General features: G+C 68.3%; 21 protein-coding genes. 13 read left to right on the top strand and 8 right to left on the bottom strand.

Features of this window, described 5'->3' with window-relative positions; genetic code table 11:
• Positions 1-21: 21 nt before the first annotated feature.
• The 5 genes from ASF87_RS05445 (at position 22) to ASF87_RS05425 (ending at position 4,372) form a co-directional block, all read left to right on the top strand.
• Entirely contained in the window at positions 22-2,142 is a 2,121-nt protein-coding gene (locus ASF87_RS05445) for an alpha-galactosidase (RefSeq protein ID WP_056374772.1), read from the top strand.
• Between the two features lie 163 nt (positions 2,143-2,305).
• The gene (gene rpmB / locus ASF87_RS05440) at positions 2,306-2,542 is read left to right on the top strand and encodes a 50S ribosomal protein L28 (protein WP_042540533.1); all 237 of its coding nucleotides are present in this window, start codon (positions 2,306-2,308) and stop codon (positions 2,540-2,542) included.
• Complete coding sequence (rpmG, locus tag ASF87_RS05435; RefSeq protein ID WP_017203558.1) at positions 2,542-2,712, top strand: 50S ribosomal protein L33; 171 nt, start codon at positions 2,542-2,544, stop codon at positions 2,710-2,712. Before rpmB ends, rpmG begins: the two co-directional genes overlap by 1 nt.
• A 3-nt stretch (positions 2,713-2,715) precedes the next feature.
• Positions 2,716-3,021, top strand: coding sequence for a 30S ribosomal protein S14 (gene rpsN / locus ASF87_RS05430; RefSeq protein ID WP_042540535.1), 306 nt, complete (start codon positions 2,716-2,718; stop codon positions 3,019-3,021).
• 508 nt (positions 3,022-3,529) lie between these two features.
• Entirely contained in the window at positions 3,530-4,372 is an 843-nt protein-coding gene (locus tag ASF87_RS05425; protein ID WP_235558873.1) for an endonuclease domain-containing protein, read from the top strand.
• A 179-nt stretch (positions 4,373-4,551) separates the two neighbouring features.
• Here the strand turns inward: ASF87_RS05425 and ASF87_RS05420 are convergent, their stop codons facing one another.
• The gene (locus tag ASF87_RS05420; protein WP_056374771.1) at positions 4,552-5,379 is read right to left on the bottom strand and encodes an alpha/beta hydrolase; all 828 of its coding nucleotides are present in this window, start codon (positions 5,377-5,379) and stop codon (positions 4,552-4,554) included.
• Between the two features lie 126 nt (positions 5,380-5,505).
• Between ASF87_RS05420 and ASF87_RS05415 the strand changes: the two genes are divergently transcribed.
• The 3 genes from ASF87_RS05415 (at position 5,506) to ASF87_RS05405 (ending at position 8,977) form a co-directional block, all read left to right on the top strand.
• On the top strand, positions 5,506-6,126 hold the full coding sequence (locus tag ASF87_RS05415) for a TetR/AcrR family transcriptional regulator (RefSeq protein WP_056374769.1): 621 nt from the start codon (positions 5,506-5,508) through the stop codon (positions 6,124-6,126).
• A gap of 468 nt (positions 6,127-6,594) precedes the next feature.
• On the top strand, positions 6,595-6,882 hold the full coding sequence (locus tag ASF87_RS05410) for an HU family DNA-binding protein (protein ID WP_042541574.1): 288 nt from the start codon (positions 6,595-6,597) through the stop codon (positions 6,880-6,882).
• Between the two features lie 85 nt (positions 6,883-6,967).
• Positions 6,968-8,977: a cytochrome c oxidase assembly protein gene (locus ASF87_RS05405; protein WP_082508768.1), complete on the top strand. Its 2,010-nt coding sequence runs from the start codon at positions 6,968-6,970 to the stop codon at positions 8,975-8,977.
• Between the two features lie 31 nt (positions 8,978-9,008).
• Here the strand turns inward: ASF87_RS05405 and ASF87_RS05400 are convergent, their stop codons facing one another.
• On the bottom strand, positions 9,009-10,082 hold the full coding sequence (locus ASF87_RS05400) for a hypothetical protein (protein WP_056374767.1): 1,074 nt from the start codon (positions 10,080-10,082) through the stop codon (positions 9,009-9,011).
• A gap of 159 nt (positions 10,083-10,241) precedes the next feature.
• Here ASF87_RS05400 and ASF87_RS05395 point away from each other — a divergent pair, with 159 nt between their 5' ends.
• Complete coding sequence (locus ASF87_RS05395; protein ID WP_056374765.1) at positions 10,242-11,636, top strand: ATP-dependent DNA helicase; 1,395 nt, start codon at positions 10,242-10,244, stop codon at positions 11,634-11,636.
• A 6-nt stretch (positions 11,637-11,642) separates the two neighbouring features.
• Here ASF87_RS05395 and ASF87_RS05390 read toward each other — a convergent pair whose 3' ends face one another.
• Entirely contained in the window at positions 11,643-12,290 is a 648-nt protein-coding gene (locus ASF87_RS05390) for a biliverdin-producing heme oxygenase (RefSeq protein ID WP_056374763.1), read from the bottom strand.
• A gap of 54 nt (positions 12,291-12,344) precedes the next feature.
• Positions 12,345-12,659, bottom strand: coding sequence for a DUF2470 domain-containing protein (locus tag ASF87_RS05385; RefSeq protein WP_056376351.1), 315 nt, complete (start codon positions 12,657-12,659; stop codon positions 12,345-12,347).
• An 89-nt stretch (positions 12,660-12,748) separates the two neighbouring features.
• Here ASF87_RS05385 and ASF87_RS05380 point away from each other — a divergent pair, with 89 nt between their 5' ends.
• A complete protein-coding gene (locus tag ASF87_RS05380; protein WP_056374761.1) occupies positions 12,749-14,032 on the top strand; it encodes a serine hydrolase domain-containing protein in 1,284 nt (427 codons plus the stop codon).
• A 51-nt stretch (positions 14,033-14,083) separates the two neighbouring features.
• A complete protein-coding gene (gene corA, locus ASF87_RS05375) occupies positions 14,084-15,100 on the top strand; it encodes a magnesium/cobalt transporter CorA (protein WP_056374759.1) in 1,017 nt (338 codons plus the stop codon).
• An 18-nt stretch (positions 15,101-15,118) separates the two neighbouring features.
• On the opposite strand, the gene ASF87_RS05370 is transcribed toward corA, so the two are convergent.
• The 3 genes from ASF87_RS05370 to ASF87_RS05360 form a co-directional block, all read right to left on the bottom strand.
• Positions 15,119-16,954 (bottom strand): RNA polymerase sigma factor, encoded by a 1,836-nt coding sequence (locus ASF87_RS05370; RefSeq protein ID WP_056374757.1) that lies wholly within the window; start codon positions 16,952-16,954, stop codon positions 15,119-15,121.
• A 149-nt stretch (positions 16,955-17,103) separates the two neighbouring features.
• Positions 17,104-17,328: a hypothetical protein gene (locus tag ASF87_RS05365; protein WP_042541580.1), complete on the bottom strand. Its 225-nt coding sequence runs from the start codon at positions 17,326-17,328 to the stop codon at positions 17,104-17,106.
• The gene (locus tag ASF87_RS05360; protein WP_056374755.1) at positions 17,315-18,697 is read right to left on the bottom strand and encodes an APC family permease; all 1,383 of its coding nucleotides are present in this window, start codon (positions 18,695-18,697) and stop codon (positions 17,315-17,317) included. The genes ASF87_RS05365 and ASF87_RS05360 overlap by 14 nt, the downstream gene beginning before the upstream one ends.
• Positions 18,698-18,823: 126 nt before the next feature.
• Here ASF87_RS05360 and ASF87_RS05355 point away from each other — a divergent pair, with 126 nt between their 5' ends.
• Positions 18,824-19,495 (top strand): GOLPH3/VPS74 family protein, encoded by a 672-nt coding sequence (locus ASF87_RS05355; protein ID WP_056374753.1) that lies wholly within the window; start codon positions 18,824-18,826, stop codon positions 19,493-19,495.
• A gap of 1,244 nt (positions 19,496-20,739) precedes the next feature.
• On the opposite strand, the gene ASF87_RS05345 is transcribed toward ASF87_RS05355, so the two are convergent.
• Positions 20,740-21,489, bottom strand: a complete 750-nt coding sequence (locus ASF87_RS05345; RefSeq protein ID WP_056374749.1) for a DeoR/GlpR family DNA-binding transcription regulator — start codon at positions 21,487-21,489, stop codon at positions 20,740-20,742.
• Positions 21,490-21,559: 70 nt separating this feature from the next.
• Between ASF87_RS05345 and ASF87_RS05340 the strand changes: the two genes are divergently transcribed.
• Positions 21,560-21,931 (top strand): DUF4406 domain-containing protein, encoded by a 372-nt coding sequence (locus ASF87_RS05340; RefSeq protein ID WP_056374747.1) that lies wholly within the window; start codon positions 21,560-21,562, stop codon positions 21,929-21,931.
• Positions 21,932-21,962 lie beyond the last annotated feature (31 nt).

Raw genomic sequence — 21,962 nt, 5'->3', positions numbered from 1 at the left:
TGCGACCCGTCTGGAGCGGCAATGAGCGCACTCGTCCACCTGACCTCCGGCGGCGTCAGCGTCGTCATCGACACGACCACTGCGCGCCTGCTGCACTGGGGGGCGGCGCTGGATCCCGCCGACCTCGAGGCGCTCGCCGGGTCGTCGACCGGCTCGGTGACGTTCAGCTCGTTCGACGCTCCGCGGGCCTTCCCGCTGCTCGCCGTCGAGGCCGATGGCTGGTCCGGTGCTCCGGCTCTGGCATGGCATCGCGGCGGACTGCACAGCGCTCCGCTGCTGAGGTCTGTCGGGTGGGAGTCGACGGCGACGTCGGTGCGGGCGGAGTTCTCGGATGCCGGGGCCGGGGTCACGGTCGTGCTCGACCTCACGTTGGATGCCGGGGGCGTGCTGACCGCGCAGGTGTCGGTCACGAGCATCGCCGACGGCGTCGAGCCGCTGGATCTGCTCGCGGCCCGCATCCTGCTCCCTGTTCCGGCGCACGCGACCGAGGTGCTCGACCACACGGGTCGCTGGACCGGCGAGCGGCACCCGCAGCGGGGCGAGCTGCGGCACGGGGTGCATCTGCGACAGGTTCGTCGAGGCCGCGGCGGACACGACGCTCCCTACCTGACCGCGGTCGGCACCGACGGGTTCGGCTTCCGACGCGGCGAGCTGTGGACCGCGCACGTCGCGTGGAGCGGCGACCTCGAAGTCGGCGTCGAGAGGCTGCCCGAGGGCGCAGGTGTGCACGGGGCTGTGCTCGGCGGAGGTGAGCTGCTGCTGCCGGGCGAGATCCGGCTGGGGGCGGGGGAGACCTACGTGTCGCCGCAGGTGTTCCTCACCTATGGCGAGAGCGGACTCGACTCGGTGTCTGCCCGACTGCACCAGGCGGTGCGTTCGTTCGCCGCGCACCCGACCACGCCGCGCCCCCTCGTGCTGAACACATGGGAGGCCGTGTACTTCGACCAAGACCCGGCGAAGATCGTCGAGCTCGCCGAGGCCGCGGCATCCGTCGGCGTCGAGCGGTTCGTGCTCGACGACGGCTGGTTCCGGGGGCGTCCCGACGATCGGTCAGGGCTCGGCGACTGGTACATCGATCACGCGAAGTGGCCCGACGGCCTGCGCCCCCTCGCCGACCACGTGCACGGGCTCGGGATGCAGTTCGGGCTCTGGTTCGAACCCGAGATGGTGAATCCGGTGTCGGACCTCGCCGAACGGCATCCGGACTGGGTGCTCCAGGCGTCACCCGACTCCTCGACCTGGCGGCACCAGAAGGTGCTCGACCTCTCGAACCCGGATGCCGCCGCCTACCTCTTCGAGCGCATCGACGCTCTGGTCGCCGAGGTCGGCATCGACTTCATCAAGTGGGATCACAACCGCGACCTGCATGCCGCGGTGTCGCCACGCACCGGCCGCGCGTCGGTGCACGCGCAGACCACCGCGTTCTACGCCCTGCTCGATGCGCTGAGCGAACGGCATCCGTCGTTGGAGATCGAGTCGTGCGCGAGCGGTGGCGCCCGCGTCGACCTCGGCGTGCTGCAGCGCACGCAGCGCGTGTGGGCGTCGGACTCGAACGACCCGATCGAACGGCAGCGCATCCAGCGCTGGACCGGCACGCTCGTGCCGCCCGAGCTCGTCGGCTCGCACGTGGGCCCGCCGATCGCCGAGACGACGCACCGCGCGGCATCCCTGCCGTTCCGCATGACGACCGCGCTGTTCGGGCATGCCGGCATCGAGTGGGACATCTCCCGGTGCACGTCGGAGGAGCGCGAGATGCTGTCGCGGTGGACCGCCCTCTATCGCGAGCTGCGGCCGCTGCTGCACTCGGGCGTCACGGTGCGCAGCGACGAGGTCGACGACGAGACGCTGCTGCACGGCGTCGTCGCCGGTGACGGCTCGCGGGGCGTGTTCGCGTGGGTGCGTCTGGGCACCTCGGTCGACGGGTTCACGCCGCGCACTCGGATTCCGGGGCTTCAGGCGGGGGAGCGGTACCGGCTGCGGGTGTGCGAGGAGCTCGGATCGGTGTCGCGCCATCAGGTCTCGGACCCCGCGTGGCTGGAGTCCGGCATCGAGGCGTCGGGTTCGCTGCTCGGATCGGTGGGGGTGCCGCTGCCGCTGCTCGCTCCGGGGGCGGCGCTGCTGCTCGAGGCCGTGCGAGTGTGACGGAACGGACCGTGCTAAACTGACTCTTTGTCTGCGCACACTCCTGTGCGTAGTTCGCGTGCTTCCCCTTCTTCTGCCGAGAGATCGGCGCTGCGGGGTGGCGCGCAGACAAGGGATCTTGGGTGAGGCCGTCCGGCCTCACGGTATAGAAGGAGTCACCATCATGGCAGCAGTGTGCCAGGTGACCGGAGCTGTTCCCGGCTTCGGTCACAACGTCTCGCACTCGCACCGCCGGACGAAGCGCCGCTTCGACCCGAACGTGCAGAAGAAGACCTATTTCGTCGCGTCGCTCGGTCGTAAGATCACGCTCAACGTGTCCGCCAAGGGCATCAAGGTGATCGATGTCCGCGGCATCGAGAACGTGGTCAAGGACCTCCAGGCGAAGGGTGTGAAGCTCTAATGGCCAAGAAGGCTCAGGACGTACGTCCGATCATCAAGCTGCGTTCGACGGCAGGTACGGGCTACACGTACGTGACCAAGAAGAACCGCCGCAACACCCCCGACCGCCTCGTGCTCAAGAAGTACGACCCGGTCATCCGTCAGCACGTCGAATTCCGAGAGGAGCGTTGATCAATGGCTAAGAAGAGCAAGATCGCTCGCAACGAGCAGCGCAAGGTCATCGTCGAGCGTTACGCAGAGCGTCGCGCCGAGCTGAAGAAGACCCTGGTCGACCCGAACGCCACTGACGAGGCCCGCGAGGCCGCACGCGTCGGCCTGCAGAAGCTGCCGCGCAACGCGTCGCCGGCTCGCGTGCGTTCGCGCGACGTCATCGACGGCCGCCCCCGCGGTGTCCTCACGAAGTTCGGCGTCTCGCGCGTCCGCTTCCGTGACATGGCACACCGTGGCGAGCTGCCCGGTGTCACCAAGTCGAGCTGGTAAGTCTCAGCAGACAAGCCTGAAGGGGCGAGGATCTTCGGATCCTCGCCCCTTTCGCGTGCCCGGGGGCTTCGCCGCGGCATCCGCCCCGCCGCGGCATCCGCTCCGCCCACGGCATCCGCTCGGCCCCGGCATCCGCCCCCGCATCCGCACTTCCGCGGCATCCGCGCTTGTGCCCGCGGCATCCGCTCTTGCGCCCCGGCATCGCCTCACTCGGCTCTGTCTCCTCTGCGCCTCGGGAGGAGATCTGCGCTTCGGGAGGAGCTATCTCGAGAACTCCTCCTCCCGAGGCGCAGTCCTCCTCCCGACGGATGTTCACGTGTGGGGGCGTGGGGGGTGAGTGGGGTGTGTGGAGCGTGGGCCGCGTGGGCTGCCGCGAGGTGCCGTCGAAAATTCGGGCGTCACGACGCACGGGGCAGGGGCCGACGGCGGCGTGACCTCTTCTGCACGGATGGGGATCTGAGGCGGCGGGGCACGAATCGTGGATGCCGTGTCGATCGCGGATGCGAGCGTGAGTGATCCTCGACGGGTGAACCCCAGACAGGCGCTGACGCAGCGCGACGGCGTGGCCCGCACCGAGACCCTGAGACGGCTCGGGGTCAGCAGGCACGTGCTCCGATCGTCGGTCCAGAGAGGTGACGTCATCGCTGTTCGCCGAGGGTGGGTCGCGCTGCCGGATGCCGACCCGATGCTTCTCGCGGCTGCCCGCCGCGGAGTGTTCCTGACTTGCGTCACGCTCGCGTCGCGGAAAGGGGTGTGGGTGCTCGGCGACTCACAGCCGCACGTCGCGGCGCCGGCGCGATCGGGCCATGTGAAGGTGTCCCGCGGCACGGTGCATTGGAACGAACCGGTGTTCCCGCGGGATCCGGACTCGCGCGAGGACTCCCTCGAGAACGCGCTGATCCTGATCGCGGGGTGCCAGCCGTATGAGAGCGCGCTCGCGACCTGGGAGTCGGCCATGCGTCAGAATCTCATCGCCCCCGGCATCCTCGAGCGGGCTCCGCTTCCGCCCACTGCTCGACGTCTGCTCGCGGACGCGCGGCAGTTCGCCGATTCCGGTACTGAGAGCATCTTCCAGGTGCGGCTGAGATGGCTGGGGATCCCCGTCGTGCCGCAGGTCTGGATACTCGGCCATCGGGTCGACTTCGTCATCGGTGAGCGACTGGTCATTCAGATCGACGGCGGCCATCATGTCGGTGAACAGCGGACGAGCGACATCGCCCACGACGCTCTTCTGAAGCTGCACGGCTATCACGTCATCCGCATCGGCTACGACCAGCTGATGAGCCGATGGGCGCAGGTGCAACAGGTGATCTTGACCGCGATCGGGCAGCGACTGCACGTCGCGGAGTGAATGATCCGCATTCCTGTCACTGCTGGATTCCTCGGGAGGAAGACTGCGCTTCGGGAGGAGAGAATCCGCATATCTCTCCTCTCGGAGCGCAGTTCTCCTCCCGGGGCGCTGCCCGAGGTGGGGTGAGAGCGCCGCGGCCGGCCCCGTCGCGAAGGGCCCACCCCTGCACGAGCCCGACATCAGGCGACGGATGCTGTCGCGTGCGCCACCGCCCAGGTCAGTGCGTAGTCGGCGATCTCTTCCCAGCCGTCCTGGCTGACGAGGCGGTGGGTGCGGCCGGCGTACTCCTTGTACTCGACGACGGCCGGGCTGCCGCTCGACCGGTACTTCTTGACGATCGCGCGGCCGATGGTGGGCGGCACGACGTGGTCGATCTCGCCGGTGATGACGAGCAGCGGAGCGCGGTCGGCACGAGCGTAGTCGACGTGCGTGACGCCCCCCTTCTCGTTGAGCACCGAAGTCACGCCCTCGAAGAAGACCCGGTTGTAGGAGTTGACGGCATACTCCTCCCAGAGCGCGTCGGATGCCGCGCGCGACAGGTCGTTGCCGAATGTGAAGTGGAAGTGGCGCTTCGAGAGCGGCTTGGCGCCGTTGCGGCCGAACGGGTTCGAGAGGATCGGCGTTCCTGTCCAGAGGGTCGAGAGGGGGAGTGCGGTGACGCCGGCGGTCTGTCCGGGGGCGACGCCGACGTAGGCGGCACCGAGGCCGCGGTCTGCCAGCATCTGCGTGATCACGCCGCCGAACGAGTGGCCCATGATGATCGGCTTCACCGGGAGCGCTCTGATGATGCGCTCGTAGTTGTCGGCGATCTGCTTCAGGCCGATGCCCTTGAGCGCGGACGGATCGCGGCGGATGTCCTCGACAGAGCGGTCGTCGATGCCGGGCCAGCCCGGAATGATCACCTCGTGACCCTGTGCGCGGAAGCGCTCGGCCCAGGTGTTCCAGCTCTTCGGCGTCATCCAGAGTCCGTGGATCAGGACGATCGGGGTCTTCTCGGTGCTGTTCATGGTCTCTTCTCCTGTTTCTGCTCCCGCCCGGTGCGGATGCGTTACGCTGATAGTAGACCGAACGTTCTATCTACCGCAACCTATTCCCGAAAGTCGCTTTCGGATGACACGATGAGAGGGATCACCATGAAGACCACGACTCCCACCCCCGCTCCGGCGAAGACTCCGACCCCGACCCCGAAGCGTCCGAGCGCCGCGCGCACCCGATTGATCGACAGCGCCACCAGGCTCTTCTACGAAGAGGGGATCCATGCCGTGGGCGTCGACCGCATCATCGACGAGGCCGCCGTCACAAGGGCGACGCTCTACAACCAGTTCGGCGGCAAGGAGAACCTGGTCCTCGCGTACCTGCGCAACGAAGACGAGATGCTTCGGGCGCTGTTCGCCCAGGCAGGGGCGGAGGTCACGGACCCGGCTCAGCTGGTCGACGCGGTGATCGAGGGCATCGCCGCCGACATCCGCCTCCGGCACACGCGCGGCTGCCCGTTCATCAACGCGGCCGCGGAGTATCCGGATGCCGACGGCGCCGTGCGACGACTGATCGACGAGCACCGCGAATGGTTCCGGTCGACCCTGCAGGCCGTCGCCGAGCAGGCCGGCCTCGAGAGCCCCGCCGATGTCGCAGCATCCCTTGTTCTGCTGCGCGATGCAGCGCTCGTCGGCGGCTACCTCGACGGAGACGAGCGCGTCACCCCGGCATTCGCGCGCACCGCCCGCTCGGTCGTCGAGTCCCACCGCCCGCGCTGAGACGCGCATCCCTCGGGACTGCACCTCGGGACTGAGCATCCCTCGGGACTGCGCTTCGGGAGGAATGCTGCGCCTCGGGAGGAACGCCGCACCTCGGGAGGAACGCTGCGCTTCGGGAGGAGAGGCTCAGCAGATCTCTCCTCCCGAAGCGCAGTCCTCCTCCCGGAGCGCAGCGCGAAGTCGACGGTACTGACTCCTACCGAAGCGCAGCGCGAAGTCGACGAGGCCGACCCGTCGCAGCCCGCTGCGGGCCGCGAAACGGCGGTGTTCGGCTGCCGAACAGGGCACAACAGGGGTCACTTTCGTCACTTCTGCACCACGACACGCCGCCGAAAACCCCAAAACCCGCGAAATGACGCGGAAATGTGGGTGGTGGTTGGTACATTCAAGGCGGTCACTCGACCAACGGAGGGCAGTCGCCCTTCGAACACCAACGATGCGACGGGAACCTCGTCGCTGGAGGATGACATGGCTGACAAGTCCATCACCAAGACCGAGCTCGTCGCGAGCATCGCTTCTGCCACCGGCCAGAGCCAGGCCACCGTCTCGGGTGTCCTCGACGCGCTGTTCTCCTCGGTCTCCGACGCTGTTGCCAAGGGCAGCAAGGTCTCGATCCCGGGCTGGATCTCGTTCGAGCAGGTCGCAACCGCAGCTCGCACGGGCCGCAACCCGCAGACCGGTGCCGAGATCAAGATCCCGGCCGGCCACCGCGTCAAGGTGACCGCTGGTTCCAAGCTCAAGGCTGCCGTCAAGTAAGACTGCACCTCTTCGAAGGCCGCTCCCGATCCGTCGGGGGCGGCCTTCGTGCTCCCACCCCGAATCCGCGGCTTAGGCTTGAGGGGTGAGTGCCCGCGCCGTGCAGACCCCGAGCCGCTCCGCGTATCGCGCGGCCGGAGTCGGAATCCTGCTCGCGACCGGATTGATCGGCGTGCTCATCGCCCTCGTGATCGGCGGGGGTGCGGCGCCGCTGCTGCTGCAGGATCCGGGGCCGTTCGTGCGCTGGGCCACCCCCATCGTCAAGCTCGTCATGAACATCGCGGCTGCGGCGATGCTGGGATCCCTCGTGCTGGCGCTGTTCGCGCTGCGCAGCGAGGAGAAGTCGTTCGACACCGCCCTCAACACGGCATCAGCGGGCGCGGCCGTCTTCACGGTCACCGCGGGCATCAGCGGATTCTTCACGTTCATGGCGGCCTTCAACCCGCAGCTGAGCGCCGAGCGCGAGTTCGGCGAGCAGCTCGGGCGCTTCCTGCTGCAGCTGCCGCTCGGTCAGTCGTGGCTGATCACCACGATCATGGGCTCGGTGATCACCGTGCTCGCCTTCGCGTGGCGCACGTGGACGCCCACCCTGATCACGGCGATCCTCGCCGCCGCATCCTTCCTCCCGCTGGCGACCCAGGGTCACTCGGGTGAGCTCGCGGGCCACAACATCGCCGTGAACTCGATTCTGCTGCACACGATCGGCGCGGCGGTGTGGCTCGGCGGTCTGCTGCTGGTCGTGATCCTGCGAGACCGCTCCGGCCTGGGAACCGCGCGGCTGGTCAGCCGCTACTCGAGTCTCGCGATCGCCGCCTTCGCCGTCGTCGCGATCTCGGGCCTGGCGCGTTCCATCGTCTCCTTCGGCGACATCTCACAGCTCTGGACGCCCTACGGCACGATCCTCCTCGCGAAGGTCGTGCTCCTCGTCGGCATGGGCCTGCTCGGTGCCTGGTACCGCATCCGCCTGATCCCTCGTCTCGAGGGCGCTGGAGCAGCGCGCTGGTTCTGGATGCTGGTGCTGTGCGAGGTCGCGCTGATGGGTCTCGCCTCGGGTGCGGCCGCCGCGCTCGCGCGCACTCCTCCGCCCACCGGCGAGGAAGCCGCGTTCGTGCAGACGCCAGCGGAGAACCTCACCCGTTCGCCCCTGCCCCCCGAGTTCACGATCGACCGGTGGTTCACGGCGTGGGACATCGACGTGCTCTGGCTGGTGGCCGCCGGCTTCGGCCTCTTCTTCTATCTCGCAGGGGTGCGCCGTCTGCGCCTGCGGGGCGACCGCTGGCCGATCCATCGCACAGTCTTCTGGGTGCTGGGCATGCTGATGCTGCTGTGGGTCACGGGTGGCCCGATCAACGCCTATCAGGAGTATCTCTTCAGCGTGCACATGCTGGGGCACATGATGCTGTCGATGGCGATCCCGCTGCTGCTGGTCTCGGGGGCGCCGGTCACCCTGGCCCTCCGTGCGATCCACAAGCGCGACGACGGCACCCGCGGCGGCCGCGAATGGATCATGTGGGCGGTGCACTCGCCGTTCTCGAAGGTCGTCACCCACCCGTTCGTCGCGGCGGGCATCTTCATCCTGTCGCTGTGGGCCTTCTACTTCACCGACCTCGTGCGCTGGTCGATGTTCGAGCACCTCGGCCACGAGTGGATGGTCGCGCACTTCCTCATCTCCGGATACCTCTTCGTGCTGAGCCTGGTCGGCGCCGACCCCGTGCCGTACCGTCTGCCCTACCCGGGGCGCCTCATCACCCTGATCGCGATCATGGCCATGCACGCCTTCTTCGGCGTCGCGATCATGATGCAGGAGGGGCTGATGGTCGCCGACTGGTTCGGGTCGATGGGGCGCACCTGGGGTCCGTCGCCGCTCGAAGACCAGTACATCGGCGGCGGCATCGCGTGGTCGATCGGTGAGATCCCGACCCTGATCCTCGCGATCACGGTGGCGATCCAGTGGAGCCGCAGCGACACGAAGCTGCAGAAGCGTCGCGACCGTCATGCCGACCGCACGGGCGAGGCCGAGCTCGAGGAGTACAACGAGAGGCTCGCGGCCCTCGCCGAGCGCGACCTTCGTCAGGCCGAGCGCGAAGCACGCTGACCCTGCGCCCGCACTGCCGCGGGCGGGCGGATCAGCCCGTCGGCTCCTCGCCGGGGGATCCGACGCGGATCGACACCTTTCCGTCCGGCAGGATCGTGATCGACCCGTTGACCTGGAACGGCACGTCTTCAGAGACCTCCTGAACCGAGCCGTCGAAGAGTGACCTGATCTCGACGTCGACGTGTGCGACCGCATCGGTCGGGGGGATCTTCCAGTGCCCGCCGTCAGGAACGACGCTGACCTGGGGCTGAGCCGTGATCGACCACTTCGGCAGTGACGCGAGGCGGTTGTACACCTCAAGGCCGAACGGGCAGGCGGTCGGCTGCAGCACCTCTTGAGCCGTGCACCCCGTGAGGAACTCCTCGACACGCTGCTGCACGACCGCGACGAATTCGGGGGTGGGTTCGGTCTGCACGTCGATGGGGGTGGTGGCCAGCGGGGTGTCTGCGAGGACGCCGACACCGTCGGAGTCGGCGATCGCCGTGTCGACGGTGACCGAGTACAGCCCCGGCGTGAAGACCAGCAGCGGCAGGGGATCTAGCGGAGCGGCCTGCGCGCCCGCAGCCGACACCTGGCGGCGGTCCATCTCGAAACCGTTGACGGCGAACTGATCGGCGCCGCGCAGCGTGAGCTCGACCACCGCGAGAGGGCTCGTCGTGAACCGCCAGTTCGGGGTGACGCCCGCCCAGCCGTCCTGCTCGACCGTGAAGGTGGTCGTGCCGGCGTGTCCGCTCGCCGAGAAGGAGACGGTCACCTCGGTCTTGCCTGCGTCGTCCTGCTTCTCCGACAGCACCTCCACGTCGGTGAGTGGGGCGAGGGCCGAGTGCCGCAGCAGAGCCTCTGACGCCGTCGCTCCGATGCCGGCGACCTCGAGTGTCTCGCGATCGATCGCGACGCCGGGCACGCGGAGGGCATCGGCCGCGCGGCCTTCGGAGAGCAGATCGAGATACCGCACGACGAAGGCCGACGGTCCGTAGAACTGCTGGTAGAGAGTGGCCCCGCCTGCGCCGAGAGCGGCGACCAGCACCAGGCCGACCACTGCGAGCAGCGTGAGATCGGCAGCGAGGCGGGAGCGCCGGGGCGCCTTCGTCTCGACCTGCTGCATGGCGTCAGTCTAGAAGCGCGGCCTGGGACGGAGCCGAGCGTGGGTCGCTGTGCGTCGGCGGTGATCGCTGTGTCCGTCGGATGCCGGGCGGCGGCGCCACGTAGCATGGGAAGGCACGGTCCCAACGTGCACTCCCGCCTCCAGCCGTGTGAGAGAACCGTGTCGCTTCCCGCCCTGTCCGAAGAGCAGCAAGAGCTGTTCCGGCTGATCGAGGACACCAGCGAGCATGTCTTCATCACCGGCCGAGCGGGCACCGGCAAGTCGACCCTGCTGCAGTACTTCTCGTGGAACACCAAGAAGCAGATCGCGATCTGCGCTCCCACCGGTGTCGCCGCACTGAACGTCGAGGGTCAGACGATCCACTCGCTGTTCCGCTTGCCGATCGGTCTGATCGGCGACTCGGACATCGATCAGAACGACAACACGCGACGCATCCTCAACGCGATCGAGACGCTCGTGATCGACGAGATCTCGATGGTCAACGCCGACCTCATGGACGCGATCGACCGCTCCCTCCGGCAGGCGCGAGGCAAGCGCGGCATCCCGTTCGGCGGCGTGCAGATCGTGATGTTCGGCGATCCGTATCAGCTGGCTCCCGTGCCCCCGCGGGGCGACGAGCTGCGATACGTGAAGGACCACTACCGCTCGTTCTGGTTCTTCGACGCCAAGGTGTGGGCCGGCGCTGCCGGCGGTGAGGAGCCGGAGGAGGACGAGGGACTCTTCGCCGTCGACACCCGCGCCGAGCTGCATGTGCGCGAGCTCGTGCAGATCCACCGGCAGTCGGATGACGGTTTCAAGGCCATGCTGAACGCGGTGCGGTACGGCCGGGTCACCGCCGAGATCGCGGGGGTGCTGAACGCGCAGGGCGCACGCACACCCCCCGACCCGGAACCGGGCGAGGTGCCGATGATCACGCTCGCCACGCGCAACGACATCGTGAACACGATCAACAGCCGGCATCTCGCGGCGCTTCCCGGCAAGGAGCAGACGGCGAAGGCCGAGGTGAGCGGAGAGTTCGGCAGGGGCGAGGCGTCGCTGCCCGCCGAGTCGGAGCTCAAGCTGAAGATCGGCGCGCAGGTGATGTTCCTCCGCAACGACACCTCGATGTCGGGGGAGCCGCCGCGGTGGGTGAACGGCACGATCGGCACGGTCGTCCGGATCCTCGGCGAGACCGTGCGCGTCGAGATCGACGGAGACGAGGTCGACGTCGAGCCCGCGGTCTGGGAACGTTTCCGCTATTCGTACGAACCGAGCACGAAGAAGCTCTCCCGAGACGTCGTCGCGGAGTTCACCCAGTTCCCGCTGCGTCTGGCCTGGGCGGTCACGATCCACAAGTCGCAGGGCAAGACCTACGACCGCGCCATCATCGACCTCGGGTCCGGTGCCTTCGCACCGGGGCAGACCTACGTGGCGCTGTCGCGACTCACGTCGCTCGACGGGCTCTACCTGTCGAGGGCGCTGCGCCCGAGCGACATCCGGGTCGACGAGGACGTGCGCCGCTTCATGCGCGACGCGTGGCTCGCGGCATCCACCCCCGAGGTCGGCAGGGCCTGAGGCGTTTCAGGCGGCGACGCGTGCGTGGTCGAGGTCTTCGAACAGCTCGGTGTTGAAGCGGTAGGCGAGGAGCACCTCGTCGATCACGCGCTCACGCTCGGCGTCGTCCCACGGCGCTGCGTCGAGCTGCTCGCGGTAGACGTCCTTGAAGGCCGCGGGGTCGGCGATGTCGTCGAACAGGTAGAAGCCGATGCCGTTGGTCTCGAAGCCGAAGCGGCGCGCCATCACTCGTCCGATGAAGATGCCACCGGACAGGTCGCCGAGGTAGCGCGTGTAGTGGTGCGCGACGAAGCCTCCGGCCCAGGTCGCGCCGACCTGACGGATGCGTTCGACGTAGCGCTGCGTGGTGGGGAGAGCGACGATCTCGTCGCGCCAGCCGGCGCCGAGCAGGAACTCGAGGTCGGCCTCCAGTGCAGGAAGACGGGTCAGCTTGTCGCTGAGGAAGACGGATGCCACGGGGTCGCGGCGCATGCGCTCTCCCGCGCCTTCGAGGGCCTCGTAGATGAAGTAGTGCTGTGCGACGAGCGCGATGTAGTCCTCACGCGAGCCTTCGCCCTTGAGCAGGTCGGACATGAAGCCCGCCCCCTCGCTGCGCGAGTGCGAACCGGAGGAGCGCTCACGGAGGGCTGCGGAGAAGGAGAGGATCTCGGACATGTGCCAAGTGTAAGGGTTGCCTAACCTGGAGCGATAGCCCGATATCTCAGAGCGTCATGCGTGCGGACGCGGCTCGACCCCGAGCTTCTTGCACGCGAGATCGTAGAGTGCGACGACCTCGCGGCGCACAGCCGGGCGCTCGGTGATCGAGCCCGAGGGCCATGCGATGCGCAGCTCGGAGGCGACCCCAGAGCGGGTGACCTTCCAGACGCCGCCGTCGCCATCGAGGTCCGTCATCACGGCATCCGTGATCTCGCCGTCCTCGACGGCCGAGAAGGCGCGCGTGATGAGCAGATTGTCGTCGGTGTGGTCGCCGTTCATGTGGCGCAGGATGGCGGAGACGACGTCGGCCTCGAAGATGTGGGGCATGCTGATCACCCTAAAGGGGCCCCGGCGATGCCTTCTTTCAGGAACGGCGTTCTAGACTCGGGAGACACGTCTTCCGGGGGTCCCCTTTCATGCAGCTTCTCTCGTCGCGCACGTTCCGCGCAGCAGCGGCCGGCGTCGCCGCGCTCGGACTCTTCCTCACCGGCTGCACCGCCGAGCCGGAGTTCAGTTACGAGCCGCCGTCTCAGGTCGAGGGCGCACTGCCCGACGACACCGTCGCCGCCATGGAGGCGGCCGTCGCCAACGCGCTCGCCGCGTCGGGGGCGTCGGGTGCTGTCGTGGGCGTCTGGGCTCCCTGGAGCGGCAGCTGGGTCACCGGCGTCGGCACGCAGGGCCCCGGTTCCGATGAGGAGATCAGCACCGACATGGCCTTCCGTGTCGCGGACATGACCCGGCTCATGACGTGCGACGTGCTCTACGGCCTCGCAGACGAGGGCGTGGTCGAACTCGACGACCTCGTGCCGGAGTACGTCTCGGGCGTCGCCGACATGAAGGACATCACGCTCCTCGATCTGTGCAACAGCACGAGCGGGGCCGGTTCGTCCGAGGCCACCGCGCAGGCCTCGTGGTTCGCCACCCCCGAGCGCGTGTGGGCGCCGCTCGAACTCGCCTCCTATGGGCTCGGCGCCCCGCGCGCCACGCCGAAGACGACGTACACGAACTCGGACGCCGGCTACCTGCTGCTCGGCCTCGCCCTCGAGCGGGCGTCGGGCCTCACGGCATCCGAACTGATCGCCGAGTACGTGACCAAGCCGCTCGGCCTCACCGCCACGTCGCTGCCCTCGCCGGCCCCGGCTGCGCCATCGACCGGTCCGGTCATGAACGGGCACTACCTGACGCCCGTCGAAGGCGGATACAACTGCGCGGCTCCGACCGACATCACCACGCTGTCGTCGAGCACCGGATACACCGACTCCGGCGTCGTGTCGACGATCGATGACCTCGGTCGCTATGCCCAGGCCGAGGCCGCACAGAAGCTGCGGACGAAGGATGAGCCGAATCGCTTCGGGGCCCCGTTGCCGCAGAGCCCCGAGGCGCCCTCGTGGTTCCAGGCCACCGGAGGAGCCCTGCTCGTGGGCTCGATGATCGGACAGTCGGGCTGGACCCCCGGGTACCAGACGTCGGCGTTCTCCGACCCTGCGAGCGGCTTCACGGTCGCGGTGTCGCTCAACGACTCGACGACCGGTGGGACGACCGCGATGTTCCTGGCATGGGAGCTGGCCGCGATCGCATCGAAGGCCCCTGCAGCCGCAGGCGAGACGGCGCCCGAGTTCGGGTTGCCGTTCACGGCCGAGCAGTACCACCAGGCGATCACCGATTCCGCGATCCCCTGCGTCGCGCCGCCCGCCGGCTGATCTCGGAGGCGGACGACTGATCCGCGGCCCCGACCGATGGAGGGAACGCCGATGGCGATCATCGACAACGCGATCTATGTCGACGGCATCCGCACCGAGAATCCGCGGAGCCTCAGCGAGACCTTCGAGGTGCTGCGCGAACGCGGGGGCATGAGCTGGATCGGCCTGTATCGTCCGAGCGAGGCCGAGATCCGCGAGGTGGCCGACGAGTTCGGCATCCACGCGCTCGTCGTCGAAGATGCCCTCTCGGGTCACCAGCGCTCGAAGCTCGAGCGCTACGGCGATGTGCTGTTCATGGTGCTCCGCTCCGCCCGGTACCTGGATGAGGCGGAGGAGGTCGAGTTCGGGGAGATCCACGTGCTCGTGGGGCCGGACTTCGTGGTCACCATCCGTCACGCGGAGTCGCCTGATCTCGGGCGCGTTCGGCGCCGCCTCGAAGACGACCCGGGGCTGCTGAAGCTCGGCCCTGAGGCCGTGCTCTATGCGATCCTCGACGAGGTCGTCGACGAGTATGCACCAGTGCTCGCCGGCCTCGAGAATGACATCGATGAGATCGAGAGCCAGCTCTTCGAGGACGAGGCCGACGCCACGCAGCGCATCTACGAGCTGGGGCGCGAGGTGATCGACTTCCAGCGGGCGGTGCAGCCTCTGGCGGGGATGCTCGACTCGCTGCTGCGCGGATCGGCGAAGTACCAGGTCGACGAGGAGCTGCAGCGGTATCTCCGTGACGTGCTCGACCACACGCTGCGCGTGTCTGAGCGCGCGAACACTTTCCGCACGGTTCTCGACAACGCCCTGACCGTCGAGTCGACGATCGTGGCGCGGCGGCAGAACGAGGAGATGCGGCGGATGACCGAGCTGAGCATCCGTCAGAACGACGAGGTGAAGAAGATCTCGGGCTGGGCGGCGATCCTGTTCGCCCCGACTCTCGTCGGCACGGTCTACGGCATGAACTTCGACCACATGCCCGAGCTGCACTGGACGCTCGGCTACCCGATGGCGGTCGCGCTCATGGTGGGGATGGGCGTCGGCCTCTACTGGGCATTCAAGCGCAAGGGGTGGCTGTAGCCGCTCGGCCGGAGGCCGTCATCTTCCACCGGGGGTGACGACGACGGCATACTCGGCGCCGGGGCCGGTCAGGCCCGACGCCACGTCGACGTACCGCAGGGTCAGCAGGTGGAACCCGAGGTGGATGTCGGGGATGTAGTCGTCGGAGGTCACCTCGTCGATGGCGATGAGGTGGGGGTTCACGACACCGTCGACAGCCACCTGCACCCATCCGCCCGGGATTCCCTCGAGGGAGACGAGCGCGTCATCCCGCTCGCCGTCTGCGTCGGCATCCGCCCTGTCGAGATGGATCCGCGACGGGCCGCCGGAGATTACGGGCACAGGGAACGCGACGGGGCCCAGCGGCTCGCTGAGGTCGACGTCACCGGTGGGAGACGTGTGCTGCGCGGTGAGGGTCATGCCCTGCCGGAGGTCGTCGCCCGCGACCGAGATCTCGAACCCGCCCTCGTCATCGACCAGCACCTCGGCGAGAACCGCACCGAGCTCGTCGAGCATCGCGACCGTGCTGCCGGGGATGCCGGTGCCGCGCGCCGAGACCGCAAGGGGGTTGCTCGTGTCCCAGCCGGCCGGCTCGAGACTGAACGCGTAGGGGATCTCGACCGGCGGCTTCTCGGCCGGAGGGGTCTCGACAGGCGGTTTCTGCGCCGGCGGCTTCTGGGCCGGCGGAGTCGCTGCGGGAGGCGCCGCCGCGGGGGGAGCCGGTGCGGGAGGACGCTTCGTCTCCGGAACGGCTCGGTCAGTGGAGGTCAGCGGTGTGGTCTCGACCACCGGTTCAGGCGAGGGCTCCACCGGCGCCGGGACCAGCGGGGGCACGGGAGGGGGCGTCGGAGAGGTGCCGACCGGCGTCGTGGGCGACGTGCCGGGAATCGGGTCGACGGGGTGGGCGACCGGTCCCGACGCTTCGCTGCGGTCGGTGTCCGGCGCAGGTTGCGCCCACGGAGCGGCGATCGCCACCGCGACGGTCGCCGCGAGTGCGACTGCACTGCCCGCGGCGACCCCGAGGGTGAGAACGCGCCGGGATCGCAGGACTGCGGATGGTCCGACGACGGCTGCGCTCGCCGCGGCGCCGGGTTCGAGCGCCGCGAAGGCAGCGGCCCCCGCGCTGCCGAGCACGAGGGGCAGAAGCACCGCCCGCAGCTTCGACGAGGCCGTGTCGATGTCCCGAGCGATGATCGTGCACCCCGCGCACCCCTCGAGATGAGTCTCGAGCCGCGGACGCTCGTGTCGACTGACCGGGCGGCGGGTGCGGCGCACGAGCCGTCCGCAGGCCCAGCGACACTCTTCAGGGCGGGAGGGGTCGGCGATGAGCGCGTCGAGCCACGCGTGACGGAAGCCGTCTCGTGCGCGCAGGGCGAGGGCGGATACGGCGTTCGGGGTCAGTCCCATCAGCGGCGCGATCTCTCGCGGCTTCATGCCCTCGACCTCGAGATACCAGAGCAGAGTGCGGTGGTTCTCCGGCAGGTTCTTGAAGGCGGCGGCGAGCATCGCTTTGTCCGACAGCTGCTCGATCGCGTCGGGTGCCTCGTCGGGGATCTCCTCGATGAACTCGATCGGGATGTCCTTCTGCTTGCCGCCCCACGTCGCCGCGGCGTTGCGGATGGCGGCGTACAGATAGGCGCGGAAGCCGTCGGTCGGTCCGCCGCCGTTCTGCATCGCACTGAAGGTCTTCGTGAAGGCCTCGCTGACCAGGTCGTCCGGGTCGATCGAGCGCGTCACCGCGCGGGCCGCCCGGAGTCCAGCCTCGGCGTGCCTCTGCCACAGCACGGCGAACGCCTGAGCGTCGCCGTTGCGAGTCGCATCGGCCAGCTCGGCGTCCGACCTCGTGTCAGTGCTCGGATCTGCGGTGAGGCTCACGACATCCCCCCGATCGTGGTGACGACGTCTGTCACCGACCTCGAGGCCGAGGACACGACCTCGATGTCAGCATACGCTCAGGGGTTGCCGTTCAGGGGCATCTGTGATATATCGGCATATCCGCGGGAGAGGGGTGTCACCCCGCACTGTTACCGCTCGGGTTCGTCGTCGATCTCGACTCCAGGGCCAGGGCCGGGGCGCACCGCAGCATCGGGGGCGATGTCGATGCGGGTGTTGCCGTCGTGCTCGGAGACCTCGATGCGGGGCGCGGCATCGGCCTCGGTCGCCTCCGGTGCCGAGGTCAGCTGGTCGTGTCGCTTCTCTTCGCTGGTCATGGCGTCGTCTGCCTCGGGGGTGTGATCAGGCGTGCTCATGGTTCTCCTTCGTGGTGGTGGATGAGGGGTCTGCATTCTGGCTCTGCTTCCGGGTGCGGTTCCGTCCCCAGCGGGCGAGCAGATAGAGAACGCCGCCGACGGCCAGCAGGATCGCACTGAAGAGCCAGACGATGGGGCGCTGCTGGGTGAGCAGCAGGATGCACGACGCGATTCCCAGCACCGGGATGACGGTCCAGATGCGGAAGTGATCGTGCTCGACCCGGTCGCGTCGCAGCACGAGCACCGAGACGTTGACGCTCAGGAAGACGAACAGCAGCAGCAGCACGACGGTCTCGGCGAGCGTCGCCAGGTCGCCGACCAGCGTCAGGCCCATCGCGACGAGGGTCGTGGTGAGGATCGCCACCCAGGGGATCTTGCGGTTCGGCAGCACGCGGCCGAGCACCGGGGGCAGCAGGTTCTGCTCCGCCATCCCGTAGGTCAGGCGGCTGACCATGATCATGGTCAGCAGGGCGCCGTTGGCGACGGCGATCAGGGCGATCAGGCTGAACAGCCACGAGGGGATGCTGGCGCCCGCCGCCTCCACGACCGAGAGCAGCGGCCCGCTCGACTCCTGCAGCTCGGATGCCGGCAGTGCGATCGAGCTGGCGACGCCGACGAGCACGTAGACCGCGCCGGCGGTGAAGAGGGCACCGAAGAGCGCGCGTGGATAGGTGCGCCGCGGGTCCTTCACCTCTTCGATCATGTTCGCCGATGTCTCGAAGCCGACGAACGAGTAGTACGCGATCACGGCCCCGGCGAGGACCGCCATGGCCACGGGAGTCCCCTCCGGTGTCTGAGTGAGCCGCGAGGCGTCACCGCCGCCACCGGCCACGAACACCCCCACCACGACGATGACGATCACGAGACCGCTCAACTCGATAGCGGTCATCACCAGATTCGCACCGAGCGACTCGCGGATGCCTCGGGCGTTGAGCGCTCCGACGATGGCGAGGAAGACGATCGCGACGGGGATCGTCGGCAGGTCGAAGAAGGTGCCCAGGTAGTCGCCGGCGAAGGCGATCGCCAGACCCGCGGCGCTCGTCACGCCCGCCGCGAGCATGCTGAATCCGACGAGGAACGACACGACCGGGCTGTGGAAGGCGCGCTCGGCGAACACGGACGCTCCGCCCGCGCGCGGGTACTTGGTGACGAGTTCGGCGTACGAACCCGCGGTCAGCAGGGCGAGCAGGAGCGCGAGCAGCAACGGAGCCCACAGCATGCCGCCGACCTTTTCGGAGAGCACTCCCATCAGGGCGTAGATTCCGGCGCCGAGAACGTCACCCAGGATGAAGGCGAACAGGAGGGGGCCGGTGATGGCGCGACGCAGCCGGGTCGGCTCCTCCTGCGTCTGGGCGGTGTCGGATGTCATCCTGAAAATCTATGGATTCGGCGCCTGCACGGCGACGGGGTTGACAGGACGAGGTATCGAGCTCGGCATCCGAAGTCATCCGTCCGGGGGATGCCGACGCGCGCAGAGCCGTCATAGCGTGGATGCATGCTGATCGTCGAAGAACTCCACCTGCTGCTTCTCCGGCCTGATGGCCGCGTCGAGAGTCCGGTGAGCGTGAACCGCCTCTATGGCGAGGTCGCGGCCGTCATCGTCGACCTCGCCCTGCACGGGCGCATCTCGGTCTCGGACGAGAAGAACCCCGTCGTCGACATCGTGTCGACCGAGCCGACCGGCAATCCGATCCTCGACACGACCCTGCAGCGCCTCGTGCCGCTGCGGGGCAAGAGGCTGCAGTCGCTCGTGGTGCGGCCCAAGCTCGATCCGCTCGAGGTGGTGGTCGAGTCGCTCATCGCACAGGGCGTCCTGATCCGCGGGGAGCGCGGGTTCTTCGGCTGGGGTGCGGCGCGCACGCCCGAATCCGACTCCGCACCGGAGCAGATGCTGCGCGCCCGACTCGCCGCCGTGCTCGCCGGAACCGGTTCCCCTACGCAGGTCGACCTGGCGCTGCTCTCGATCCTGCAGAACCTGAACTGCGCGCATGCGATCCTGCGCGACGAATGCGGCGGAATGTCGGCGCGCGACCTCAAGAAGCGGATCGAAGAGCTCACGGCGGGGTCGCCGGCGGGGGATGCCGTCGCCAAGGCCGTCAACGACGCGATCACCGCGGCGATGGTGGCCGTCATGACTCCGACGATCGTCGCCGCGACGATCACCTGACGCGCCGCTCCGGCGTGGCCCGCGCCGGGCACGATTTTGAAGATCGGGGACGACCCGCCGGGGCGGCACCGGTGATGGCGGGGTGTCGTCAGCATCCATCCGAATCTGTCCCGCCCGTGATGAGCCGTCAGCGCAGTGATGTGAAGACCCTTCGAGCGTTCGTGTTGGCATATATCGTCCGCGACTGGTGCGTTCTGCCTGCCTGATTCCGGGTGTCGGATCGCATTCCGATGTAGCACCGCGACTTCTGCGAGCGGTGTCGGTACCTCTGCTGTGGCCGTGCCTACCGTGGTGATTCCACGAGACACGAGCTGTCGTCGGCGATAGGAAACGTGGCGTTGCCACTCTCGTCCTCGGGGTGACGGCATCCGCGACTCTCGCTGGTCTGGTTCTCTTCGCGTCGAATGCCGCTCTGATCGCCACCCAGGCGTTCGGTGGCGCGCTAGTGGATCGGCATTCACCGTCACTCGTCCTGCGTCTGTCGTCGTTCACGCAGGCATCCGGGTGGGCGCTCGCGCTGCTCGCCATCTTCTTCCCTGAGCCGGGAATGCTGCCGGTCCTGATTCTGGGGGCGGCGCTCGCGGGAGCCGCGTCGGGACTTGACGGACCTAGCGAACAGGCTCTGGTCAAGGTGATCGTTCCTCGTGGTCAACTCGGCCAGGCGGCTGCCGTTTCGCAGCGGGAGGCCGGCGCCGGACTTGTCGGCGGACCTATAGGAGGCCTGCTGTATTCGCTGGGTGGAGCGTGGGCGCTTGGGACTCAAATCGCTCAATGTGGTCGCGGGTATCTTCACACCGGGGCCGTCGCGAGTAGCCGAATACGAACCGTCACCGAGCGGGTACATCGCACAACTGCGGGAAGGGTTCGTCTTCGTCTGGAGGCAGCCGGGGCTTCGTGGCGTAGCGATCGTCGCCGGGCTCGCGAACCTTCCGATCATCGTCCTGCCGCTCACGCTGATCGCGTATTACCAGAAGAGTGGAGAAGCGCCTGTTGCGATCGGAATTCTCGCGACAGCGTTCGGGGCCGGTGTCGTCGCTGGCGCACTGATGGCAGGAACGCTCTCTTCACGGTTCCGGCTTGGCCGTCTCGGGGGCACCGCGCTCGCTGCGTTCGCGCTAGGGCAGGAAATGGTCGTGTTCACGTATCCGTCGCTGCCCCTCACAGTCGTGGTGTTGTTCCTTTCCGCGCTTCCGCTTCCGGCGTTCAACGCAGCGATCAGCTCGAGGTGCCCGACTGACGCGCGCTCAGCGCAGCACGGCCACACGCTCTGCGAGCTCGCTGATCACGGCGTTCGAGTCGACGGGGTCGACGACCAGACCGGCGACGGCCTCGAGGTCGAGCACGGGGTGGCGCGACGTCGCCCCGATCTTCTCTTCGCTGCCGAGCACGTAGGTCTGCGCACAGCGAGCGGCGATCGCGCGCTTGGTGACGGCGTCGTCGAGGTTGCCGGTGGTCAGCCCGCGCACCGGGTCGATGCCGGTCGCGCCGAGGAAGAAGATGTCGGCATGGAGGTGCTGCACCGCCTCCATCGCGAGGGGGCCGCTCGCGACCATCGAGAAGCGTGCGAGCTCACCGCCGATGATCACGATGCGGGCATCGGAGTGCTCAGCGACCGCGAGGGCGATCGTCGGGCTGGGCGTGATCACGGTCAGGTCGGAGCCGCGCGGCAGCATGCGCGCCATCGCGAGAGTCGTGGTGCCGGCGTCCAGCACGATCGTCGAGGCCGGGGCGACCAGCTCGACGGCGCGACGGGCGACGCGCTCTTTGCTCTCGGTGGCGAGCAGTGCCCGCTGGTCGACGGGGCGGTCGGCCGGCGGAATCGGCAGGGCGCCGCCGTAGACCCGCACCATCTCACCGGCGTCGGCGAGCTCGCGGAGGTCGCGGCGGATCGAGTCCTCTGAGACGCCCAGATCGGCGGCGACATCCTTCGCCACCACGCGGCCGTCCCTGCGGAGGATCTCTCGCAGGTGGTCCTTGCGCTGTGCGCCCAGCATCCGGCTCCTCTGAATCTTGTTTCTTCGCGAAGTTGCACGTTCTTGCACGGTTAACGTTACAGTCTTCTCCATGACAACTCCACTCCTGATCCTGATCGCCGGCCCCTACCGCTCGGGCACCGACGGCGACCCCGCCCTCATCGCACGCAACCTCGCACGACTCGAAGAGGCGGCGGCGCCGATCCATCGCCTCGGTCACGTGCCCATGATCGGCGAATGGGCAGCCCTGCCGATCCTCCGGGGGATGGACGAGACGGATGCTGCCGAGGGCGACGTCATGTACGAGACCGCGCACCGACTGCTGCAGCACTGCGACGCGGTGCTCCGCCTGCCCGGCGACTCCGCCGGCGCCGACAAGGACGTCGAGATCGCCCTCGAGCGCGGCCTGCCCGTGTATCGATCTCTCGACGAGATCCCTGCGCGCGAGGTCGCCGCGGCGTAGGCCACCGACCTCGGGGCCGCTGCCTCGACTG

Origin of the sequence: Microbacterium sp. Leaf161 (assembly GCF_001423645.1) — a bacterium.
Lineage (GTDB): Bacteria > Actinomycetota > Actinomycetes > Actinomycetales > Microbacteriaceae > Microbacterium > Microbacterium forte.
The sequence above is the reverse complement of the archived record's forward strand: the minus strand, read 5'-3'. Positions and strand labels throughout refer to the sequence as shown.

Bases quoted from the DNA above. Each gene is read 5' to 3' on its own strand.
- ASF87_RS05400 (WP_056374767.1), bottom strand. From the start codon at position 10,082: ATGCAGCAGGTCGAGACGAAGGCGCCCCGGCGCTCCCGCCTCGCTGCC.
- ASF87_RS05380 (WP_056374761.1), top strand. From the start codon at position 12,749: ATGCAGCTTCTCTCGTCGCGCACGTTCCGCGCAGCAGCGGCCGGCGTC.
- ASF87_RS05420 (WP_056374771.1), bottom strand. From the start codon at position 5,379: ATGAACAGCACCGAGAAGACCCCGATCGTCCTGATCCACGGACTCTGG.
- ASF87_RS05415 (WP_056374769.1), top strand. From the start codon at position 5,506: ATGAAGACCACGACTCCCACCCCCGCTCCGGCGAAGACTCCGACCCCG.
- ASF87_RS05360 (WP_056374755.1), bottom strand. From the start codon at position 18,697: ATGACATCCGACACCGCCCAGACGCAGGAGGAGCCGACCCGGCTGCGT.
- ASF87_RS05445 (WP_056374772.1), top strand. From the start codon at position 22: ATGAGCGCACTCGTCCACCTGACCTCCGGCGGCGTCAGCGTCGTCATC.
- rpmB (WP_042540533.1), top strand. From the start codon at position 2,306: ATGGCAGCAGTGTGCCAGGTGACCGGAGCTGTTCCCGGCTTCGGTCAC.
- ASF87_RS05390 (WP_056374763.1), bottom strand. From the start codon at position 12,290: ATGTCCGAGATCCTCTCCTTCTCCGCAGCCCTCCGTGAGCGCTCCTCC.
- ASF87_RS05355 (WP_056374753.1), top strand. From the start codon at position 18,824: ATGCTGATCGTCGAAGAACTCCACCTGCTGCTTCTCCGGCCTGATGGC.
- ASF87_RS05365 (WP_042541580.1), bottom strand. From the start codon at position 17,328: ATGAGCACGCCTGATCACACCCCCGAGGCAGACGACGCCATGACCAGC.
- ASF87_RS05340 (WP_056374747.1), top strand. From the start codon at position 21,560: ATGACAACTCCACTCCTGATCCTGATCGCCGGCCCCTACCGCTCGGGC.
- ASF87_RS05385 (WP_056376351.1), bottom strand. From the start codon at position 12,659: ATGCCCCACATCTTCGAGGCCGACGTCGTCTCCGCCATCCTGCGCCAC.
- rpsN (WP_042540535.1), top strand. From the start codon at position 2,716: ATGGCTAAGAAGAGCAAGATCGCTCGCAACGAGCAGCGCAAGGTCATC.
- corA (WP_056374759.1), top strand. From the start codon at position 14,084: ATGGCGATCATCGACAACGCGATCTATGTCGACGGCATCCGCACCGAG.
- ASF87_RS05410 (WP_042541574.1), top strand. From the start codon at position 6,595: ATGGCTGACAAGTCCATCACCAAGACCGAGCTCGTCGCGAGCATCGCT.
- rpmG (WP_017203558.1), top strand. From the start codon at position 2,542: ATGGCCAAGAAGGCTCAGGACGTACGTCCGATCATCAAGCTGCGTTCG.
- ASF87_RS05345 (WP_056374749.1), bottom strand. From the start codon at position 21,489: ATGCTGGGCGCACAGCGCAAGGACCACCTGCGAGAGATCCTCCGCAGG.